Annotated in this window: 11 protein-coding genes and 3 pseudogenes; 13 read left to right on the top strand and 1 reads right to left on the bottom strand. The window is 61.9% G+C overall.

Features of this window, described 5'->3' with window-relative positions; genetic code table 11:
- The 12 genes and pseudogenes from B3I26_RS07210 to B3I26_RS07160 all read left to right on the top strand — a co-directional run.
- On the top strand, positions 1-2,941 hold a 2,941-nt coding region (locus B3I26_RS07210; RefSeq protein WP_296256513.1), incomplete at its 5' end, for a condensation domain-containing protein.
- Complete coding sequence (locus B3I26_RS07205) at positions 2,934-4,343, top strand: aspartate aminotransferase family protein (protein ID WP_296256511.1); 1,410 nt, start codon at positions 2,934-2,936, stop codon at positions 4,341-4,343. The genes B3I26_RS07210 and B3I26_RS07205, both read left to right, overlap by 8 nt.
- Before the next feature lie 236 nt (positions 4,344-4,579).
- The gene (locus tag B3I26_RS07200) at positions 4,580-6,703 is read left to right on the top strand and encodes a TonB-dependent siderophore receptor (RefSeq protein WP_409522101.1); all 2,124 of its coding nucleotides are present in this window, start codon (positions 4,580-4,582) and stop codon (positions 6,701-6,703) included.
- Positions 6,704-7,313: 610 nt separating this feature from the next.
- A complete protein-coding gene (locus B3I26_RS07195) occupies positions 7,314-7,514 on the top strand; it encodes an MbtH family protein (protein WP_296256508.1) in 201 nt (66 codons plus the stop codon).
- Positions 7,515-7,552: 38 nt separating this feature from the next.
- Positions 7,553-8,545: a TauD/TfdA family dioxygenase gene (locus B3I26_RS07190; protein WP_296256506.1), complete on the top strand. Its 993-nt coding sequence runs from the start codon at positions 7,553-7,555 to the stop codon at positions 8,543-8,545.
- An 11-nt stretch (positions 8,546-8,556) separates the two neighbouring features.
- Entirely contained in the window at positions 8,557-9,390 is an 834-nt protein-coding gene (locus B3I26_RS07185) for a formyltransferase family protein (RefSeq protein ID WP_296256504.1), read from the top strand.
- Between the two features lie 27 nt (positions 9,391-9,417).
- Positions 9,418-10,164 (top strand): siderophore-iron reductase FhuF, encoded by a 747-nt coding sequence (fhuF, locus tag B3I26_RS07180; RefSeq protein WP_296256503.1) that lies wholly within the window; start codon positions 9,418-9,420, stop codon positions 10,162-10,164.
- Positions 10,165-10,324: 160 nt separating this feature from the next.
- A pseudogene (locus B3I26_RS28855) lies at positions 10,325-11,101 on the top strand (cache domain-containing protein); the annotation flags it as partial.
- 63 nt (positions 11,102-11,164) lie between these two features.
- On the top strand, positions 11,165-12,007 hold the full coding sequence (locus B3I26_RS28850) for a methyl-accepting chemotaxis protein (protein WP_409522099.1): 843 nt from the start codon (positions 11,165-11,167) through the stop codon (positions 12,005-12,007).
- Positions 12,008-12,206: 199 nt separating this feature from the next.
- Entirely contained in the window at positions 12,207-12,956 is a 750-nt protein-coding gene (locus tag B3I26_RS07170; protein WP_296256500.1) for a gluconate 2-dehydrogenase subunit 3 family protein, read from the top strand.
- A 2-nt stretch (positions 12,957-12,958) separates the two neighbouring features.
- A complete protein-coding gene (locus tag B3I26_RS07165) occupies positions 12,959-14,734 on the top strand; it encodes a GMC family oxidoreductase (protein WP_296256498.1) in 1,776 nt (591 codons plus the stop codon).
- Between the two features lie 10 nt (positions 14,735-14,744).
- Entirely contained in the window at positions 14,745-16,106 is a 1,362-nt protein-coding gene (locus B3I26_RS07160) for a cytochrome c (RefSeq protein WP_296256496.1), read from the top strand.
- 229 nt (positions 16,107-16,335) lie between these two features.
- On the opposite strand, the pseudogene B3I26_RS07155 reads toward B3I26_RS07160, so the two are convergent.
- A pseudogene (locus B3I26_RS07155) lies at positions 16,336-16,557 on the bottom strand (glucose/galactose MFS transporter); the annotation flags it as partial.
- Here B3I26_RS07155 and B3I26_RS07150 point away from each other — a divergent pair.
- A pseudogene (locus tag B3I26_RS07150) lies at positions 16,558-17,007 on the top strand (FadR/GntR family transcriptional regulator); the annotation flags it as partial.
- Between the last annotated feature and the right edge of the window lie 188 nt (positions 17,008-17,195).

The raw sequence follows: 17,195 nt of genomic DNA, 5'->3' as shown, positions 1-17,195 counted from the left end.
CACGCCAACGTTGTGGTTGGCGTCCTCGGAGACTGCCGATTTCACCACCGCCTACGCGCCGATCGGTGATCTGGTGGGGGATCGTCAGGGCTACGTCATGGATGCCGACCTGAACCCGTTGCCGCAAGGCATCGCAGGCGAGCTGTATCTGGGCGGCGCGGTAGCGCGGGGTTATCTGGACCGTCCTGGCGCCACGGCCGAGCGTTTCCTGCCGCACCCGTTCCGCACGGGCGAACGCATCTATCGCAGTGGCGACCGCGTGCGCCTGAACAGCCAAGGGTTGCTGGAGTACCTGGGCCGTATCGACCATCAGATCAAGATCCGGGGTTTCCGTATCGAGGCTGGTGAAATCGAAGCCGCGTTGAAGGCCTGCGAGGGCGTGCGTGAAGCCTTGGTGATCGTGCGTGACAGCCCGAGTGGCAAACGCCTGTTGGGCTACGTCGGCGGCAGCGACCTGAGTGAAGACGCTCTGAAACAACAGTTGGGCAGTACATTGCCCGAATACATGGTGCCTGCTCATATCGTCGTGCTGCAGCGCCTGCCACAACTGCCCAATGGCAAGCTGGACCGCAATGCCTTGCCCGATCCGCAGGTAGGCACGCACCGCTTCGAGGCGCCCAAGGGTGAGCGCGAATTACAATTGGCCAAGGTCTGGCAACAGTTGCTGGGCATCGAAAGTGTCAGCCGGCAAGACAGTTTCTTTGCGCTGGGTGGCGACTCGATTCAGTCCCTGGCGGTCATCACGCGACTGCGTCAGGCCGGTCTGAAACTGCTGCCCAAGGATGTGTTCAGTCATCCGCGCCTGCAGGACCTCGCATTGCGCCTGTCCGCGGTCGAGGCCAGTGTCGCAGTGCCGGACGATGAGAAGCCGCTGGGTGATGTCCCGCTCACGCCGATTCAGGCGCACTTTTTCGAACAGCCGATGATCAATCGCAATCACTTCAACCAGGCGTTGCTGCTGGAGGTTAAGCGGCCGATCGAGGCGCCCGTGCTGGGTCGCGCGCTGGAGGCGGTGTTGCATCATCACGACGGGCTCAACTTGGGTTTCCGTCAGCGCGATGACGGCGGCTGGCAGCAGGCTTATCGCCAAACGGCTGCGACCGACAGCCTCTGGCTGCGCAACGTCGCCGATGACGCGGCATTGACCGCGCTGTGCGAACAGGCCCAACGCAGCCTCGATCTGGAAAACGGTCCGTTGTTGCGGCTGGTGCTGGCGCAGATGCCTGAAGGGCAGCGCCTGTTGCTGGTGGCTCATCACTTGGTGGTCGACGGTGTGTCCTGGCGAGTGCTGCTGGAAGACGTGGCCCGCGCCTATACGCAATTGGCGTCGGACAGCGTGGTCAACCTGGGTCCGAAAGCCAGCAGCTATCAACGTTGGTCGCAGCATCTGCTGCAGGCCGCGCAACGCCCTGAGCGTGAAGCTGAGGTGGAGCAATGGCTGGCATTGACTGGCCAGAACGAGACGCTCTGGTCGGTGGACGATGCCCAGGGCCGCGCCACTGAGCAGGACCTCGAACAGTGTGAACTGCTGCTCGATGCAGATTCGACCCGTCGTCTGCTGCGTGAGGCGCCGACGGCGCTGGATGCGCGGATCGACGAAATCCTACTGGCAGCACTGGCTCAGGCGCTCACTGCCTGGAACGGCCAGCGCGATAACCTCGTCGCCCTGGAAGGGCACGGCCGTGAAGCCTTGTCCGAGGCGCTGGATGTCGGGCGTACCGTGGGTTGGTTCACCAGCCTGTTCCCGGTGCGGGTCCAGGCTGTGGGCACGCTCAGGCAGACCCTTCAAAAGGTTCGCACCCTGCTCCGCGGCCTGCCGGACAAAGGCGTCGGGTTTGGGCTGTTGCGTTATCTGGGCAGCGACCAGGTTCGCCGGCGGCTGGCCGAGCTGCCAACGCCGCAGGTGGTGTTCAACTACCTTGGGCAGTTCGATCAGGACCTGGGTGACGGCCGTTTCGCGCCGTCGAAGGTCGCCGCCGGAGCACTCATCGAGCCGACAACGCCCCTGAACCGCGAGCTGGAAATCAACGGTCAGGTGTTCGCCGGTCAACTGGGGCTGACCTTCCGTTTCAGCGGCCAGCGCTACCGGCGCCAGACCATCGAGCGTCTGCAAACGGCGTATCACGCGGCTTTGGTTGAGCTGCTTGACAGTTTGCCAGTACCCGACAACGTGCCCGCGCAGACGCCACCGGTCGTCCGTCATGGCACGCCGAATCCATTGATTCGCCTGAGCAGCGGCACCAGCGACAGGCAGCCTGTGTTCTGTGTGCACCCGGTCAGCGGCACGGTGGTGGGGTACTACGCCCTGGCGCGGCGCCTGTCTGCGCAGTGGGATGTGTGGGGCATTCAGAATCGACAGGTGCTGGATGGCAACTGGCGCGACACATCGATCGAACAGATGGCCCGCGACTACGTCAAGGCCCTGCTCGAGCAGCAGCCGGGCGGTACGTACCGCCTGATCGGCTGGTCGATGGGCGGGACCATGGTGCTGGAGATGGCGCGGCTGCTGACCCGCCTGGGCAAGCGCGTGGAGTTCGTCGGCCTGATCGACGGTTATGTGCCGGGTGCTGGTCAGCCGCGTCCTGCCGTGCCGCAAGCTCAACGGCAAACGGTGGCCGAGGGTGACGGCGACGAGCATTGGCAACAGCTGCTGGGCGTCGAGCGACACATGCGCCAGTTGGCCAATCAATGCCGGGAACTTCCTCCCCTCAGCGTACCGGTGTACGCCTGGTGGGCCGAGCGTTCCCCGGAAAACAACGATAACGCACCGGCTCTTCTGGAGCAGGGCATGGGTGGGCGCCTGCAGGTTTCGGCCTGGATCGATGCCGACCACCTTTCGATAGTCCGTGATCAGCAGTTCATCACTCAACTTGCCGAATCCCTCGCGCAGGTCAACGAACGACCTCAGTCACACGATTTCCAGGAGCACGAATATGCATAGCCAACACAACGTGACGCCGATCAGCGAGCTGACACCGGACGCCGCACTGGCCAACGCCGACTACCGTTTTGCGCCCACCGCGCGGCTTGAACGCCAGGCCGCGGTGGAATCCAACGCGCGCAGTTATCCAAGGCGCATTCCGCTGGACCTTAAACGCGCCCAGGGCATTCATGTGCAGGACAGCGAGGGCCGCTGGTTCATCGATTGCCTGGCTGGCGCGGGCACCCTGGCACTGGGTCACAATCATCCGGAGGTGGTGCAGGCGATGCGCGGGCTGCTTGATGGTCAGCGCCCGCTGCACACCCTGGATCTGATGACCGAGGCCAAGGACGACTTCATCGGTGAATTGTTCGCCTTGCTGCCGCCGGAGTTCGCCAGGGACGCGCGCATTCAGTTCTGCGGCCCGGCGGGCACCGACGCCGTCGAGGCTGCGCTGAAGCTGGTACGCACCGCTACCGGGCGCAGCAACCTCATGGCGTTTCATGGTGCTTACCACGGCATGACCCAAGGCGCACTGGGCTTGATGGGCAATCTGGGGCCGAAGGCCTATCTGCACGGTCTGGCGTCGAATGCGCAGTTCCTGCCATTTCCTTACGACTACCGCTGTCCGTTTGGGGTCGGTGGCGAGGCAGGCGAGCGCATCGGCCTGCATTACATCGAGAACCAGTTGAGCGACCCGGAAAGCGGCGTGCTGCCGCCGGCCGGGATGATTCTGGAACCGTTGCAAGGGGAGGGCGGCGTGGTGCCGACGTCGGCCAACTGGCTGCGTGAGATCCGTCGTATCACGCACGATGCCGGTGTCCCGCTGATCCTCGATGAAATCCAGTGTGGCGTGGCGCGGACCGGCAAGCCGTTTGCCTTCCAGCACGCCGGCATCGTGCCGGACGTACTGGTGCTGTCCAAGGCCATCGGTGGCAGTCAGCCGATGGCGGTGGTGGTGTACAACAAATCGCTGGACGTCTGGAAACCCGGTTCCCACGCGGGCACCTTTCGCGGCAATCAGTTGGCGATGGTCGCCGGTTCCACCACCCTGCGCATCGTTCGTGAGCAGCAACTCGATCAGCATGCCGCCGCCATGGGTGAGCGCCTGACCGGGCATCTGCGTGCGCTGCAAAAAGACTGCCCGCACCTGGGCGATGTGCGCGGCATGGGCCTGATGCTGGGCGTGGAAATGGTCGACCCCCAAGGCCGGCCGGATGGACTTGGGCGTTTCCCGCAAAGCGGCGAGCTGGCCTCCAAGGTTCAGCGTCAGTGCCTGCAGCGCGGGCTGATCATCGAAGTGGGCGGTCGTCGTTCCAGCGTCATTCGTTTCCTGCCCCCGCTGATCGTCACTGCCGCGCAGATCGACCAGATCGCCGAAATCTTCGCTGCCGCCGTTGGTGCAGCCATCCGCCAACGCTAAGCCCTGCAAATATGCCGGTGACGAGGCGGGGGGCCCCGTCGCTGAGCATTTAATACCAATAGTAATGAGAACGTTTCTCTGTTACATTTCCGCGGTTTTTGACATATTCAGTCAAATTTGGGGCTGGGGCCCCGTTGATCTCAAAGGGAGGGGGAGTACGGATGGCTAGCAACAACACGCGTCAATTCAAGGTGAAAGCCTTGGCGGCATGGGTGGCAATGGTCGCCTGCCACGGTATGGCCTGGGCCGATGACGCCCCTGCCAAACCCGCCAAAGGGTCCACCATTCAGTTGCAGAACTCGGTGGTTTCGGGCGACGCACCGGTGACAGAACCGGAAACCGGCTATCAGGCGAAGAACAGCACAGCGGGCACCAAGACCAGCACGCCGCTCTCGGAAACACCGCGCTCTGTGTCGGTCGTGACACGTCAGCGTATCCAGGACCAGGCCTCACAAACCCTTACGGATATTCTTGGCTACGTGCCGGGGATCTTCGCGCCGCCATTCGCGGTCGGCGACGGTCTGGCCGGTGACCTGTTCTCGATCCGGGGCTACAACGCCACCGACTACGGCTACGGGCTGCTCAAGGACGGCCTGCGCCTGCAGGGCAACCGCTACGACACCACCACCGAGCCTTACGGCCTGGAGCGCACCGAAGTGTTCCGTGGGCCAAGCTCGATTCTCTATGGCGAAAACGCGCCCGGCGGTCTGGTCAACCTGGTCAGCAAACGCCCGACGGAAGTCGCCCGGGGCGAAGCCAAATTTACCTACGGCAGCAACAATCGCCGTCAGCTTGGGCTTGACGTGTCCGGGCCGCTGACCGACGACAACCGGATTCTGGGTCGTATCGTCATGCTGGGCCGCAACGCCGATACTCAGGTCGACTCGGTGCCGGACGATCGCCTGTACATCGCGCCGTCGATGACCTTCAACTTCGACGAAGACACCTCGTTGACCCTGCTGTCGTCCTATCAGCGCGACCGCACCAAGCTGGAACTGGGCTACCCTGCGGCCGGTACGCTGCTGCACAACGTCAACGGCAAGATCGGCAAAAGCCAGTTCACTGGCAACCCGAACTGGGACGACTTCGAGCGTGAAAGCTGGACGCTGGGCTATGAGTTCAGCCATCAGCTCAACGAGAACTGGCAGTTCCGCCAGAATTCGCGCTACATGGAGTCGCGTCTGGATCGGCATGAAACCTGGCCGAACAACCTGAACAACGGCGGTTTCGGCAGCACCCTGACCAGCCTGGCGTACGATCGCGATAACAAGTCCATCGCCTATTCGCTGGACAACCAGTTCGAAGGTCATTTCACTTCCGGCGCGCTGGAAAATACCGTGTTGCTGGGCGCGAGCTATGATCGCACCTCGTTCAATCAGGACTGGGCCGCGGGCAATGGCGGCACCTACAACCCCTTCAATCCCGTGTTCCCGGCGGGCAATCCGAGGATGCTGGCGACCATTCAAAACTCGCAGCTGGACCAGCAGATGTACGGTCTGTACGGCCAGTTGCAAAGCAAATACGACAACTGGATCTTCCTGCTGGGCGGGCGTCAGGACTTCGTCAACAGCCAATACCGTAACCGAGCGGGCACTACCAGTGGCCTGGCTGACCTGGATGGCTGGGATCACCGTTTCAGCTGGCAGACCGGCCTGATGTACCAGTTCGAGAACGGCATCTCGCCTTATGTCAGCTACTCGACGGCCTTTACGCCGGTGCAGCAGTCTTCGCAGCCGAACGGCGAGTTGCTCGACCCGATTCTCAGCCATCAGTACGAAGCGGGTCTGAAGTTTGAGCCCAAGGGCTGGAATACCACCTTCAGCGCTGCGGTCTTTCAGTTGACCAAGACCCATGACGTGATCGCCGGCTCCAACAGTTTCAGCCGCCAGGTAGGCGAGAGCGAGTCCAAGGGGATCGAGCTGGAGGCCAATAGTGATATCACTGAAAACCTGAGCCTGATCGCCTCGTATACCTACACCGATGCGCGGGTGACCAAGGATGCGCCGGGTTCGTTGTACGAAGATCATCAGTTGACCGGTATTCCGCGTAACCAGGCCTCTGGCTGGGCGACGTATCGATTCTTGGACGGGCCGTTGAGTGGCTTGCGTCTCGGGGGCGGTGTGCGGTATTTCGACAACACCTTCGCTTACACTGCGCCGACGCTTTACGGCAAGTTGAAGACCGGTGACGTGACGCTGGTGGATGCGTTGGTGGGTTATGACATCGATAAGCATTGGTCGGTGGATGTGAATGCGAAGAATCTGTTCGATAAGGAGTATGTGAGCGGTTGCAACAATGGTGGTCGTTGCTACTGGGGTGAGGAGCGTACGGTGTTGGGGACCGTGGCCTTCCGTTGGTGATGGCCGGGGTGTGAAGAAGGGCAGGCATGGGTGACGTGTCTGCTCTTTTTTTATGGGGTTTTGGTGGTGCTGAGGTTTGTGTGTTTATCCGTTTGCGGCGGTGACACGGGGTCACCTTTCCGCCCCGTCGGCGGGTCACTTTCGAAAAGCGCGAAAGTAACCAAAGCGCTTTGGCTCCCGGTTTGGCCCCGCCTTCGTCGGGGTTCCCTCACGCAGGCGACGCTGCGTGGGCCCGCCGCCATCCGCCATCCATGGCGGGGGGCGGCTCTCGCGGCATCCATGCCGCTCGACCCACGGAGCGCCACCAGCGTTCGGCCTGCACCCAAGTCGCGTTCTGCGGTGTCTGATATTCCAGGTACGAAGATCAAGAGCGAACGCGGCGTGCCTGGTGCCCTGATCTTGTGAAGTTTCGCCATTGAAAAAGTACTCGCCGAAGGCGACACAGTTCGGACGTTAGGACGAAGCCTGTCAGCGGCAATGCAAATAATGGATATGCATTCAAACCTCAAGCCGCCGAATTTCAAAAAACCACTAATCATCCCGCCCCCTCGTTCGTCTTTTAGATAAGGCCGCCCTGCACGCGGCGATTCACTATGACGAGGTCTTGCACATGAGTTTTGACGGCGAAAACACCCAGTTCCGCGTAGTCATCAACCACGAAGAGCAATACTCCATCTGGCCCGATTACAAGGCCATCCCGGAGGGCTGGAAAAGCGTTGGTGTGGAAGGCGACAAACAGACCTGCCTCGCCTACATCGAGACCACCTGGACCGACATGCGCCCGCTGAGCCTGCGCAAGGCCATGGCCTGACCCCTTATTTTTCCTGCTGCTTCTGGAGCGTCTTGCCCATGAACATGAGCATGCTCACGCCACACACACTCCACGTCGAAACCGGCTTCCCATTGCGGGTCTACCCCGGTCAGCCCGGGGCATCGCTGGCGGCCGAGTTCGAATCCCTGCGCGGCGTGGTCGAACAACGGCTGGAACGCGACGGCGCGGTCCTGTTCAGCGGTTTCAACAGCGATGGCATCGAAGGCTTCCAGCGCTTCGCCGCAGCGTTCGGCCATCCGCTGCTCAACTACGAATTCGGTTCCACCCCGCGCAGTCAGGTCGATGGCAAGGGGGTGTATACCTCCACCGAATACCCGGCACACCGCTCGATCCCGCTGCACAACGAGCAGGCGTATACCAACGAATGGCCGATGCGCATCTGGTTCTATTGCGCCAAGGCCGCGCCCAGTGGTGGCCAAACGCCGATCGCCGACAGCCGCGAAGTGTTCCGCCGGATCAACCCCAACCTGCGCAAGCGCTTCGAACACAAGCGCCTGATGTACGTGCGCAACTACGGCAACGGCCTGGACCTGACCTGGCAGCAGGTGTTCAACACCGAGCATCACAGCGAGGTCCAGGACTACTGCCGCAAGCGTGGCATCCAGTGTGAGTGGAACGAGGAGGGCGACCTGCGCACCCGGCAGTGGGTGCAAGGCGTGGCGCAACATCCTCGCACCCGAGACTGGGTCTGGTTCAATCAAGCGCACCTGTTTCATCTCTCCAACCTGGACCCGGAAATGCAGGAAATCCTGCTGGACACCGTGGGCGAGGAGGGCCTGCCACGTAACGTCTATTACGGCGACGGCAGCCCGCTGGAGGACGACGCCCTGGCCGAAATCCGCGGTGTGCTCGATGAATGCGAAGTGGTGTTTCCCTGGAACACCGGCGACGTGCTGATGCTCGACAACATGCTCACCGCCCATTCGCGCAAGCCCTTCAGCGGCGAGCGCAAAGTGGTGGTGGCCATGGCCGAAGGCGTCAACGGCGACGCGCTGCTCACTACTCCATGAGTTCGGAACCCATGCAAAAAACCAAACTTGTTTACGTCTGGTCGCTGCGCAATGGCGCGGCTGACAAGGCCGGTCAATACGTTGACTACCACGGCGAGCAGCGCTACATGAAATCACCGCTGGAGCATCTGGTTCAGGCACTCAACGAAACCCCGCTGGGCGATCACTACTCGCTCGAGGGCATTATCTGCGATGACAACCCCGAGTCGGCGCGCGACCGGGACAACATCAAGGACTACGGTTTTGCCCCGGGACAGGGTGGGCACTGGTTCTATCCCGCCGACCTTAAGGTTCAGGGGCGGCCGGTCAACGACCTGTTGGAGAACGTACCCTCCACTTACCGCGCGCTGCCCTTGGGCGACAGCCGGCGGGCGGCGGGAAAGTCGGATTTCGAGCGCCGCCTGGGAGAGCGACTGCACGCCCTGGGCGCTGAAGTCGTGGTGCTGGACGGGCTGTTGGTGATCCTCGATGAACTGGTGCGCGAGGGCGCGGATTTCCATCGGCGTATCGTGAACATTCACCCGGGCATCACCCGGCTGGAATCGCCTTATGAACGACGCGGCGCCTGCGCCACCCTCGATGCGCTGTATGGGGCACGGGGCAAGAGGGTGATCGACTGGACGACCCGCGAAACCGTCGATATTCCGGTGGTGGACATGACCGGCGCCTCGTTCCATTACGTCGACAATGGCATCGATTCCGGTGAAGTGATATTCGACGTGCTGGACACCCCCATCGCGCCGGACGACACCATCCTCGAACTGCGCTGGAACAACTTTAACAACAGTCTGTTCCCGGCGCTGGAACAGGGGTTGCTGGTATTGGCCCGGCGTCAGCCTCATTAACATCGACAGCAACCCAACGGTGCCGACGTGGGAAAGCGTCTCGTGATGCCTGCACTGGCGCCGTTGTTCATTGCCGAGTTCGCGCATTATCGCGATGTTCTGGTACTGGGCGACGACCCGCGTCCGGGTGTGCCATTGTGCGCCTTGCTGGCTCCCGACGAATTCGACCGGGTCCTGACCCGTTTCGGCATGCGCTATCCAGACAGCGATCGTCGCGGGCTGGCGTCGATCTGGAGCAAGTACTATTTCAGCAGACTGATTCCTCCGGCAGTCGCCGCTTCACTCATCCTCGATTACTGCCTGCCGCTGGACCTCGATGCGCTGCAACTGGTGCTCGATGAACAGGGCACACCCGTCGCATTCAAACTCCCCAATCCCGGTCGGCCCTGGGCAACGAAACCCACCGATACATTCCAGCGTTTCCATGGCCTGGTCGAAGCGCACATGCGGCCCTTCATCGACACCGTCGCAGGCTTGGCGCGCGTCTCGTCCAAGGTGCTGTGGAGCAACGCCGGCAATTATTTCGAGTGGCTGCTGGGCGTGCTCGCCACGGCGCTGCCTCAGGCCGACTTAAGCCACGGACATGATCTGCTCAACGCCTGCAACTTGGGCGACGGTCGTCGCAACCCGCTGTATCTGCCGGTGCACTACGTTCCGGTTGCCGGGCAGACCGGGATGAAACGCGTGCGACGGGTGTGTTGCTTGCGCTATCGGGTGGGCGGGCTGGAGTATTGCGCAAGCTGCCCCTTGCTTGATCGCAAGCACACTCCCTGATTCGCAAACAGCGGTGCCATTCTGGAAACCTAAATGGGTACCGGGTTGAAAAAACGCGACTGGACAAAAGAATGGCGTCAAAAAGCCATCATAAATATTTCAAGTTGTATGATCTCCTGCCGATAGGTGATGACCACACGACCAGGAGGTGATTTGTCCCATGAAGCTTACCGTCAAGAGCAAGCTGCTCTGTTTAGCCGTCATTCCAGCCCTGCTGTTTGCCCTGATTCTTAGTGGCGTCGCCGCGTGGATGTTGAAAAGCAGCGCCAATCAGCAGATGAAAGAGACCCGCGAGCAACTGGTGGAGCGCAACCGCCAGGTGCTGAAGAACTATGTGGACGTCGCGCTGACCACCATCAAGCCGTTGCACGATGCCTCTGCGCAAGGCGATATGGCTGCGCGGGACAAGGCGCTGGATTTGCTCAAGCCGATGAAGTACGGCGATGACGGTTATTTTTTCGGTTATGACACCAAGGGCGTGCGGGTCTTCCGTGGCGACAGCCCTGCGGGCATCGGCAACAGCTTCTGGGACACCCGCGACCCGGACGGTTCCTACCACTACCAGACCTTCGTCGAGGTCGCCAAGAACGGTAAGCATTACATCGACTATGCCGCGCCCAAGCCGGGTGACGAAGCGGTGCAGGTGCCCAAGCTCGGTTACACCGTATTCCTGGAAAAATGGGACATGGTGCTGGGCAGCGCGATCAACATGGATGACATCGATGCGGCCATGGCTCTTGAGCGGGAGGCCGTGACCAGCCGCACCCGCAGCGTGCTTGTCAGTGTCTTCGTGGTGACCCTGGTTCTGCTGCTGGTGACTGCCGCCATTGGCATCTGGACCGCCAACGGCATCGTGCGGCCGCTGCGCATTCTCAAGGCCAATCTGGATGACATTGCCGCAGGAGACGGCGACCTGACGCACCGCCTGGTGGTGACCAGCCGCGATGAGCTGGGCGACCTGGCGGTCTCGTTCAACCTGTTCGTCGAGAAGATCCACGCCATGGTCAGACAGATTGCGCAGATGACCACCGACCTGGGCGGCCTGGTGGATCAGGCCTCGCAGCAGACTCAGCGTTCCGAAAAAGCCATGCAGCGTCAGCGCGAAGAGACCGATCAGGTCGCCACCGCGATTCATGAGATGTCGGCCGCCGCTCAGGAAGTGGCCTCCAGTGCGCAGCGCGCCGCCCAGGCTGCGGCCGAAACCGACCAGCAGGGACAGGCTGCGCGCAAGGTCGTGGGCAGCAACATCAGCGGCATGAGTTCGCTGGTCAATGACATCCGCAAGAGCGGCGTCAGCCTCGACAGCTTGCAGCAGGACGTGCGCTCCATCGTTTCGGTGCTCGACGTGATCCGCTCGATTGCCGAGCAGACCAACCTGCTGGCACTCAACGCGGCCATCGAAGCAGCACGCGCCGGTGAAGCCGGGCGCGGGTTTGCCGTGGTCGCCGACGAAGTTCGTGCGCTGGCCAGCCGTACCCAGACCAGCACCCAGGAAATCCAGGGCATGATCACGCGCCTTGAAACGGGCACCCATGACTCTGTCGAAGCCATGCGCCGCTCCACCGAAGCGGGCGAGGGCGCCAACGTCCAGACCAACGAAGTCGGTGCTTCGCTGGATTCGATTTCCGACCTGATCGGCACCATCAACGCGATGAATGCCCAGATCGCCAGCGCCGCCGAAGAACAGACCTCGGTGGCCGAGGAGATCAACCGCAGCGTGCACCAGATCGCCGGCGCCGTGGAAAACCTCGCCGAAGAAACCGAACAGAGCGCCCGCACCATGCGCGACGTCTCGGCATTGGGTGGCAACCTCAGCGCGCTGGTGCGCCAGTTCAAGATTTGATGAATCGTTTAAGCCGCCGTTCTGCTGGCGCCGCCACGCAAACGCTGGTTTAGTGACGCCCGATTGCTTAGCTGGGCAATTATTAGCTGGCAATCGAATCACGGGGCACACCCTGCCAGCCAGGTGTTGTGCACCCGTGATCCATAACTAGAAAACACCCAAGCAGCACACCCGTGTTCAGTCCTAGGAGTAGTGAAAGATGTTCGATGACGACACCTCCCCGGCGCGTCGCGATTTTCTACGCAAGTCGCTAACGCTCATCCCCGTCGTAACCCTGGCCAGTGCAGGCCTTTGCGGCAGTACCTTTGCGCAGACGCCGGCCAGCGACGCGCAACAGCCGTCGGCTGCAGTCCCGGTTTCGGTTGCAGGCGATTACAAACCGACGTTCTTCACGCCCCAGGAGTGGGCGTTCCTGGTTGCCGCCTGCGATCGCCTGATCCCGTCCGATCAGGTCGGCCCTGGCGCAGTTGAGTTGGGGGTACCGGAGTTTCTCGACCGGCACATGCAGACGCCCTATGCCAACGGCGGCATCTGGTACATGCAGGGGCCGTTCCTGGAAGCTGCGCCGGAGTTTGGTTATCAGGGCCGCCTGAACCTGCGCGAAACCCTGCGCATCGGCATCAAGGCCATGGATGCGTACAGCACCAAGAGCTTTTCCGGCAAGGCGTTCGCCGAGCTTTCCCACGCCCAGCAAGAAGACCTGCTCAAGTCCGCCGAGAGCGGCAAGCTGGCGCTGGACGATATCTCCTCGAAGCTGTTCTTCACCAACCTGCTCAATGAAGTGCGCAACGGTTACTTCGCCGACCCCTCCCATGGCGGCAACAAGAACATGGGCGCGTGGAAGATGATCGGTTATCCCGGCATGCGCGCCGATTACATGGACTGGATCACGGTGCGCGACAAACCGTATCCGTTGCCGCCGGTCGATCTGTCCGGGCGGAGGGGCTGAACATGGCGAACGAAAAAGCAAAAGTGGACGCCGTGATCGTCGGCATGGGCTGGACCGGAGCGATTCTGGCCAAGGAACTGACCGACGCCGGCCTGCACGTGGTGGTGCTGGAGCGTGGCGCGGACCGCGACACGCAGCCGGATTTCGCCTACCCGAAAGTGGTCGACGAGCTGGAAGGCTCGGTGCATCGGCGCTACCTGCAAAGCCTGGCGCAGGAAACCGTCACCGTGCGCCACAACCTGACGTCCACCGCCGTGCCGTATCGGCAGATGGGCTCGTTCAAGCCCGGCACCGGTGTCGGCGGCGCGGGCAGTCACTGGTCTGGCTGTCACTTCCGCGCCCTGCCGGAAGACTTCAAGCTGCGCAGTAATGTCGAGCAGCGCTACGGCGCCAGCTTCATTCCGTCGGACATGAGCATCCAGGATTTTCCGGTCAGCTACGAGGACCTCGAACCGCATTTCGACCATTTTGAATACGTCTGCGGCACTTCAGGCAAGGCAGGGGTCATCAGCGGCGTCAAGCAATCGGGTGGCAACCCGTTCGAAGGTTCGCGCTCACGAGAATTCCCTCTGGGGCCAAACCCTAATTACCTCGGCGCGGAGATGTTTTACAAAGGCGCCCGGGAGATGGGCTGGGACCCGTATCCGATCCCGGCGTCCAACGCCTCCGCGCCTTACGTCAACCCGTATGGCTGCCAGATGGGGCCGTGCAACGCCTGTGGCTTCTGCAGCGATTACGGCTGCCTGAACTATTCCAAGGCCAGCCCGAATATCAGCATTCTTCCGGTGTTGCGTCAGCGCAAGAATTTCGAGCTGCGCACCCATGCGCAGGTGCTCAAGGTCAATCTGGACAGCGACGGCAAGAAGGCCACGGGTGTGACCTACCTGGACGCTCAGGGCCGTGAAGTCGAGCAGCAGGCCGACCTGGTGTTGCTGTGCGCATTCTCGCTGTACAACGTGCACTTGATGCTGCTGTCGGGCATCGGCAAACCCTACGATCCGCAGACCGGCGAGGGCACCATCGGGCGCAACTATTCCTACCAGAACCTCAACCGCGTGGTGCTGTTCTTCGGCAAGGAAGTGCAGGCCAACCAGTTCATTGGCATTGGCGGCGCAGGCACGACGATGGACAACCTCAACGGCAACCAGCTGGATAACGCCAAGGCCGGTTTCGTCGGCGGCGGCATTATCTGGGCGCGTCAGCCGGGTGCCGGTCCCGTGCGCGGGATCAACGTACCGCCGGGTACGCCGAACTGGGGTACGCAGTGGAAGCAGGCTGCGAGCGATGCATTCCGTCACTCGTTCTATTTCGAAGTGCAGGGCGCCTGCATGTCGTACAAGCAGCACTACCTGAGCCTGGACCCGACTTACAAGGACGGCTTTGGCAGGCCGCTGTTGCGCATGAATTTCGACTGGCACGACAACGAGATCAAGGCTTCGCAGTTCCTGGTGGGCAAGGCGCTGGAGATGTCGAAGATCCTCAACCCGAGCGCCATGGCCGGTGACGCCAAAAAGCCGGGCGAGCACTACAACATCACCAAGTATCAAAGCACTCACACCTGTGGCGGGGCGATCATGGGCAGCGATCCGAAGACCTCGGCACTGAACCGCTACCTGCAGTCCTGGGACGTGCATAACGTGTTCGCCATCGGCGCCAATGCCTTTCCGCAGAACAACGGCTACAACCCGACCGGCATGGTCGGTGCGCTGGCGTACTGGTCGGCCAAGGCCATTCGCGAGCAATACCTGAAAAACCCCGGCCCGCTGGTTCAGGCATAAGGAGACGACCATGAAAAAGTTTCTTCTGAGCCTGATCGCACTCGCGGTATTGGTGTTCGTTGCGCTGCTGGCATTTGCCTTATGGCCGACGTCTACCCCGGCATTGACGGCTGCTTCGGACGCCGATCAAGCGGCATTGATCGAGAAAGGTCGGTACCTGGCCGACGCCGGCGATTGCACGGCCTGTCATACCACCGAAGGTGGCAAACCGTTCGCTGGCGGCCTGCCGATCGCATCACCGATCGGCAAGCTGTACAGCAGCAATATCACCCCCGACAAAGCCTCTGGCATCGGCAGCTATTCGCTGGATGACTTTGACCGGGCCGTGCGCCACGGCATAGCCGCCAACGGCAACAGCCTCTATCCGGCGATGCCGTATCCGGCCTATGCGCGCACCAGCGACGATGACATGCGGGCGCTGTACGCGTACTTCATGCATGGCGTTGCGCCGGTGTATGCCGAGAACCGCGCCAACGACGTGCCTTGGCCCTTGTCGATGCGCTGGCCGCTGGCGATCTGGCGCAAGGTGTTCGCACCCGCGCCGCAAGCGGTGGGGTTCGACGCCTCACGTTACAAGGACCCGCAGGTCGCCCGCGGCGCTTATCTGGTGCAGGGGTTGGGGCACTGCGGCACTTGTCACACGCCGCGTGCGCTGACCTTGCAGGAGAAGGCGCTGGATGAGTCGGGAGCGGAGTATCTGTCTGGCGGTCCTGTGATCGATGGCTGGCTGGCAGTGAACCTGCGCAGCAACCCGGCTGACGGGCTCGGTGGCTGGAGCGTGGATGACATCGTCGCGACCTTGCGCAGCGCCCGCAGTCCCACCCATGCGGTATTGGGCGGGCCGATGGGCGATGTGGTCACCCACAGCACTCAGCATCTGACCGATGCCGACCTGCAGGCGGTGGCGGTTTACCTGAAAACGCTGCCCGCCAGCGAGCGCCAGGTCTCCAGCTTCAAGGCCGATCCCACCACCGCCAAGGCGTTGGCGGCGGGGCAGGAGGGCAGTCGCGGTGCCGAGTTGTACGTCGACAACTGTTCGGCCTGCCACCGTACCAATGGCCAGGGTTACGAGCGCGTATTTCCGAAGATAGCCGGCAACTCGTCGGTGCTGTCGGAGGACCCGGTGTCGATGATTCGCCTGGTGCTGGCTGGGAGCAAACTACCGGCTACCGCTGCCGCGCCGTCGCAGCTGGGCATGCCCGGTTTTGCCTGGCGGATGTCGGATGAAGAGGTCGCGCAACTGCTGACCTTCATTCGCAGCAGCTGGGGTAACCAGGCGCCTGCGGTGAAACTTGAGCAAGTGGCGCAGATGCGTGCGACCTTGCCCAAGGAGTCGCCGGCGGTGAGTCGTACGGATATCGCCAAGCCCTGATCGGCAACGGTGATTGAGATGCCGGGCCACGCGCAATGCGTGGCCCGGCCATTTCAAGCATACCGGGATGCGCTTCTGCCCAAGGCGCAGGAGTCGGCCTTTACTACCAGGGGCAGGCGCCGGCCCTGAACCAAACGACCTTTGCATGTCTTGCCACCGCATGCAGCGTATTCGCGGGCGCTGCGCTTCTTATCGCGGAATGTCGGGCTCCCACGGTCTGCGGCCAGAATCAAAAGCCCGAATCGCGGCGCAGCCCGCTCCTCGCATAAAACGCTACCACTACAAAACAGCCCAGCGGCAGCAGATACGCCAGTGCCGTTGAGAAGTGATCCGCCACCAACCCCATGAAATACGGCATCAGCGCGCCGCCGACGATGGCCATGATCAGGAACGAGCTGCCGCGCTTGGTATGGGGTCCGAGGTTTTTCACGCCCATGGCGAGGAGCGTCGGGAGTTAGACATCGAGGTGGATTTCAGCGCGGAAATCCCGCCATTTGCGCTGTTGCAAGCGCGGGGTTTGATCGAGCCGCAGACCGCAGCGCTGGCGGCGCGCAACGCCAGCGACGAAGAACTGCAAGGCATTCGCGCTGCCTTTGAGCGCAACGCGCATGACAATCGCGAGCACTCGCACACTCACCCTGGCGATCGGCTGTTCCACATTCGTATCGCCCCGGAGTCGGGCAATCCTGTCTATGCATTGATGATCCAGCATCTGTTGGGACATCGGTATGGCAGCATGTTTCAGCGGCTGCAGGCGCACTACACCTGCGACGACATGCCGTTCAGGTCCGAGCATGAACACATTCTGATTCTGCAAGCCCTGCAAAACCGCGATCCCGAGGCGGCGCGCCAGGCGATGGAAGGGCACCTGGACGAGGTGATCTGCATCTTCAGTCGCAGCGGGGTGGCCAGAAAGCAGCTGACGTCGCGTGCTGTTGATTTTGATTCTGGGGTCAAGGGCGCGGCGGTTTGTTTTGCCGACGCGTTGGCGCGCAGCGGCAACAAATCAGCCGCTGCGGTATGTCGGGCATAGCCAGGGTGTCGGGCTTTAACGACCGCTTCGCAGTCGATCGTCAGCAAGCTGGACTC

It is taken from the genome of Pseudomonas sp. UBA5706 (assembly GCF_002419965.1).
Lineage (GTDB): Bacteria > Pseudomonadota > Gammaproteobacteria > Pseudomonadales > Pseudomonadaceae > Aquipseudomonas.
Note: the sequence above shows the minus strand (reverse complement) of the source record. Positions and strands in the feature narration are given on the sequence as shown.

Coding starts and splice junctions, on each gene's coding strand:
- B3I26_RS07170 (WP_296256500.1), top strand. CDS start 12,207: ATGTTCGATGACGACACCTCCCCGGCGCGTCGCGATTTTCTACGCAAG.
- B3I26_RS07185 (WP_296256504.1), top strand. CDS start 8,557: ATGCAAAAAACCAAACTTGTTTACGTCTGGTCGCTGCGCAATGGCGCG.
- B3I26_RS07165 (WP_296256498.1), top strand. CDS start 12,959: ATGGCGAACGAAAAAGCAAAAGTGGACGCCGTGATCGTCGGCATGGGC.
- B3I26_RS07205 (WP_296256511.1), top strand. CDS start 2,934: ATGCATAGCCAACACAACGTGACGCCGATCAGCGAGCTGACACCGGAC.
- B3I26_RS07195 (WP_296256508.1), top strand. CDS start 7,314: ATGAGTTTTGACGGCGAAAACACCCAGTTCCGCGTAGTCATCAACCAC.
- B3I26_RS28850 (WP_409522099.1), top strand. CDS start 11,165: ATGGTCAGACAGATTGCGCAGATGACCACCGACCTGGGCGGCCTGGTG.
- B3I26_RS07200 (WP_409522101.1), top strand. CDS start 4,580: ATGGCCTGGGCCGATGACGCCCCTGCCAAACCCGCCAAAGGGTCCACC.
- B3I26_RS07160 (WP_296256496.1), top strand. CDS start 14,745: ATGAAAAAGTTTCTTCTGAGCCTGATCGCACTCGCGGTATTGGTGTTC.
- B3I26_RS07190 (WP_296256506.1), top strand. CDS start 7,553: ATGAACATGAGCATGCTCACGCCACACACACTCCACGTCGAAACCGGC.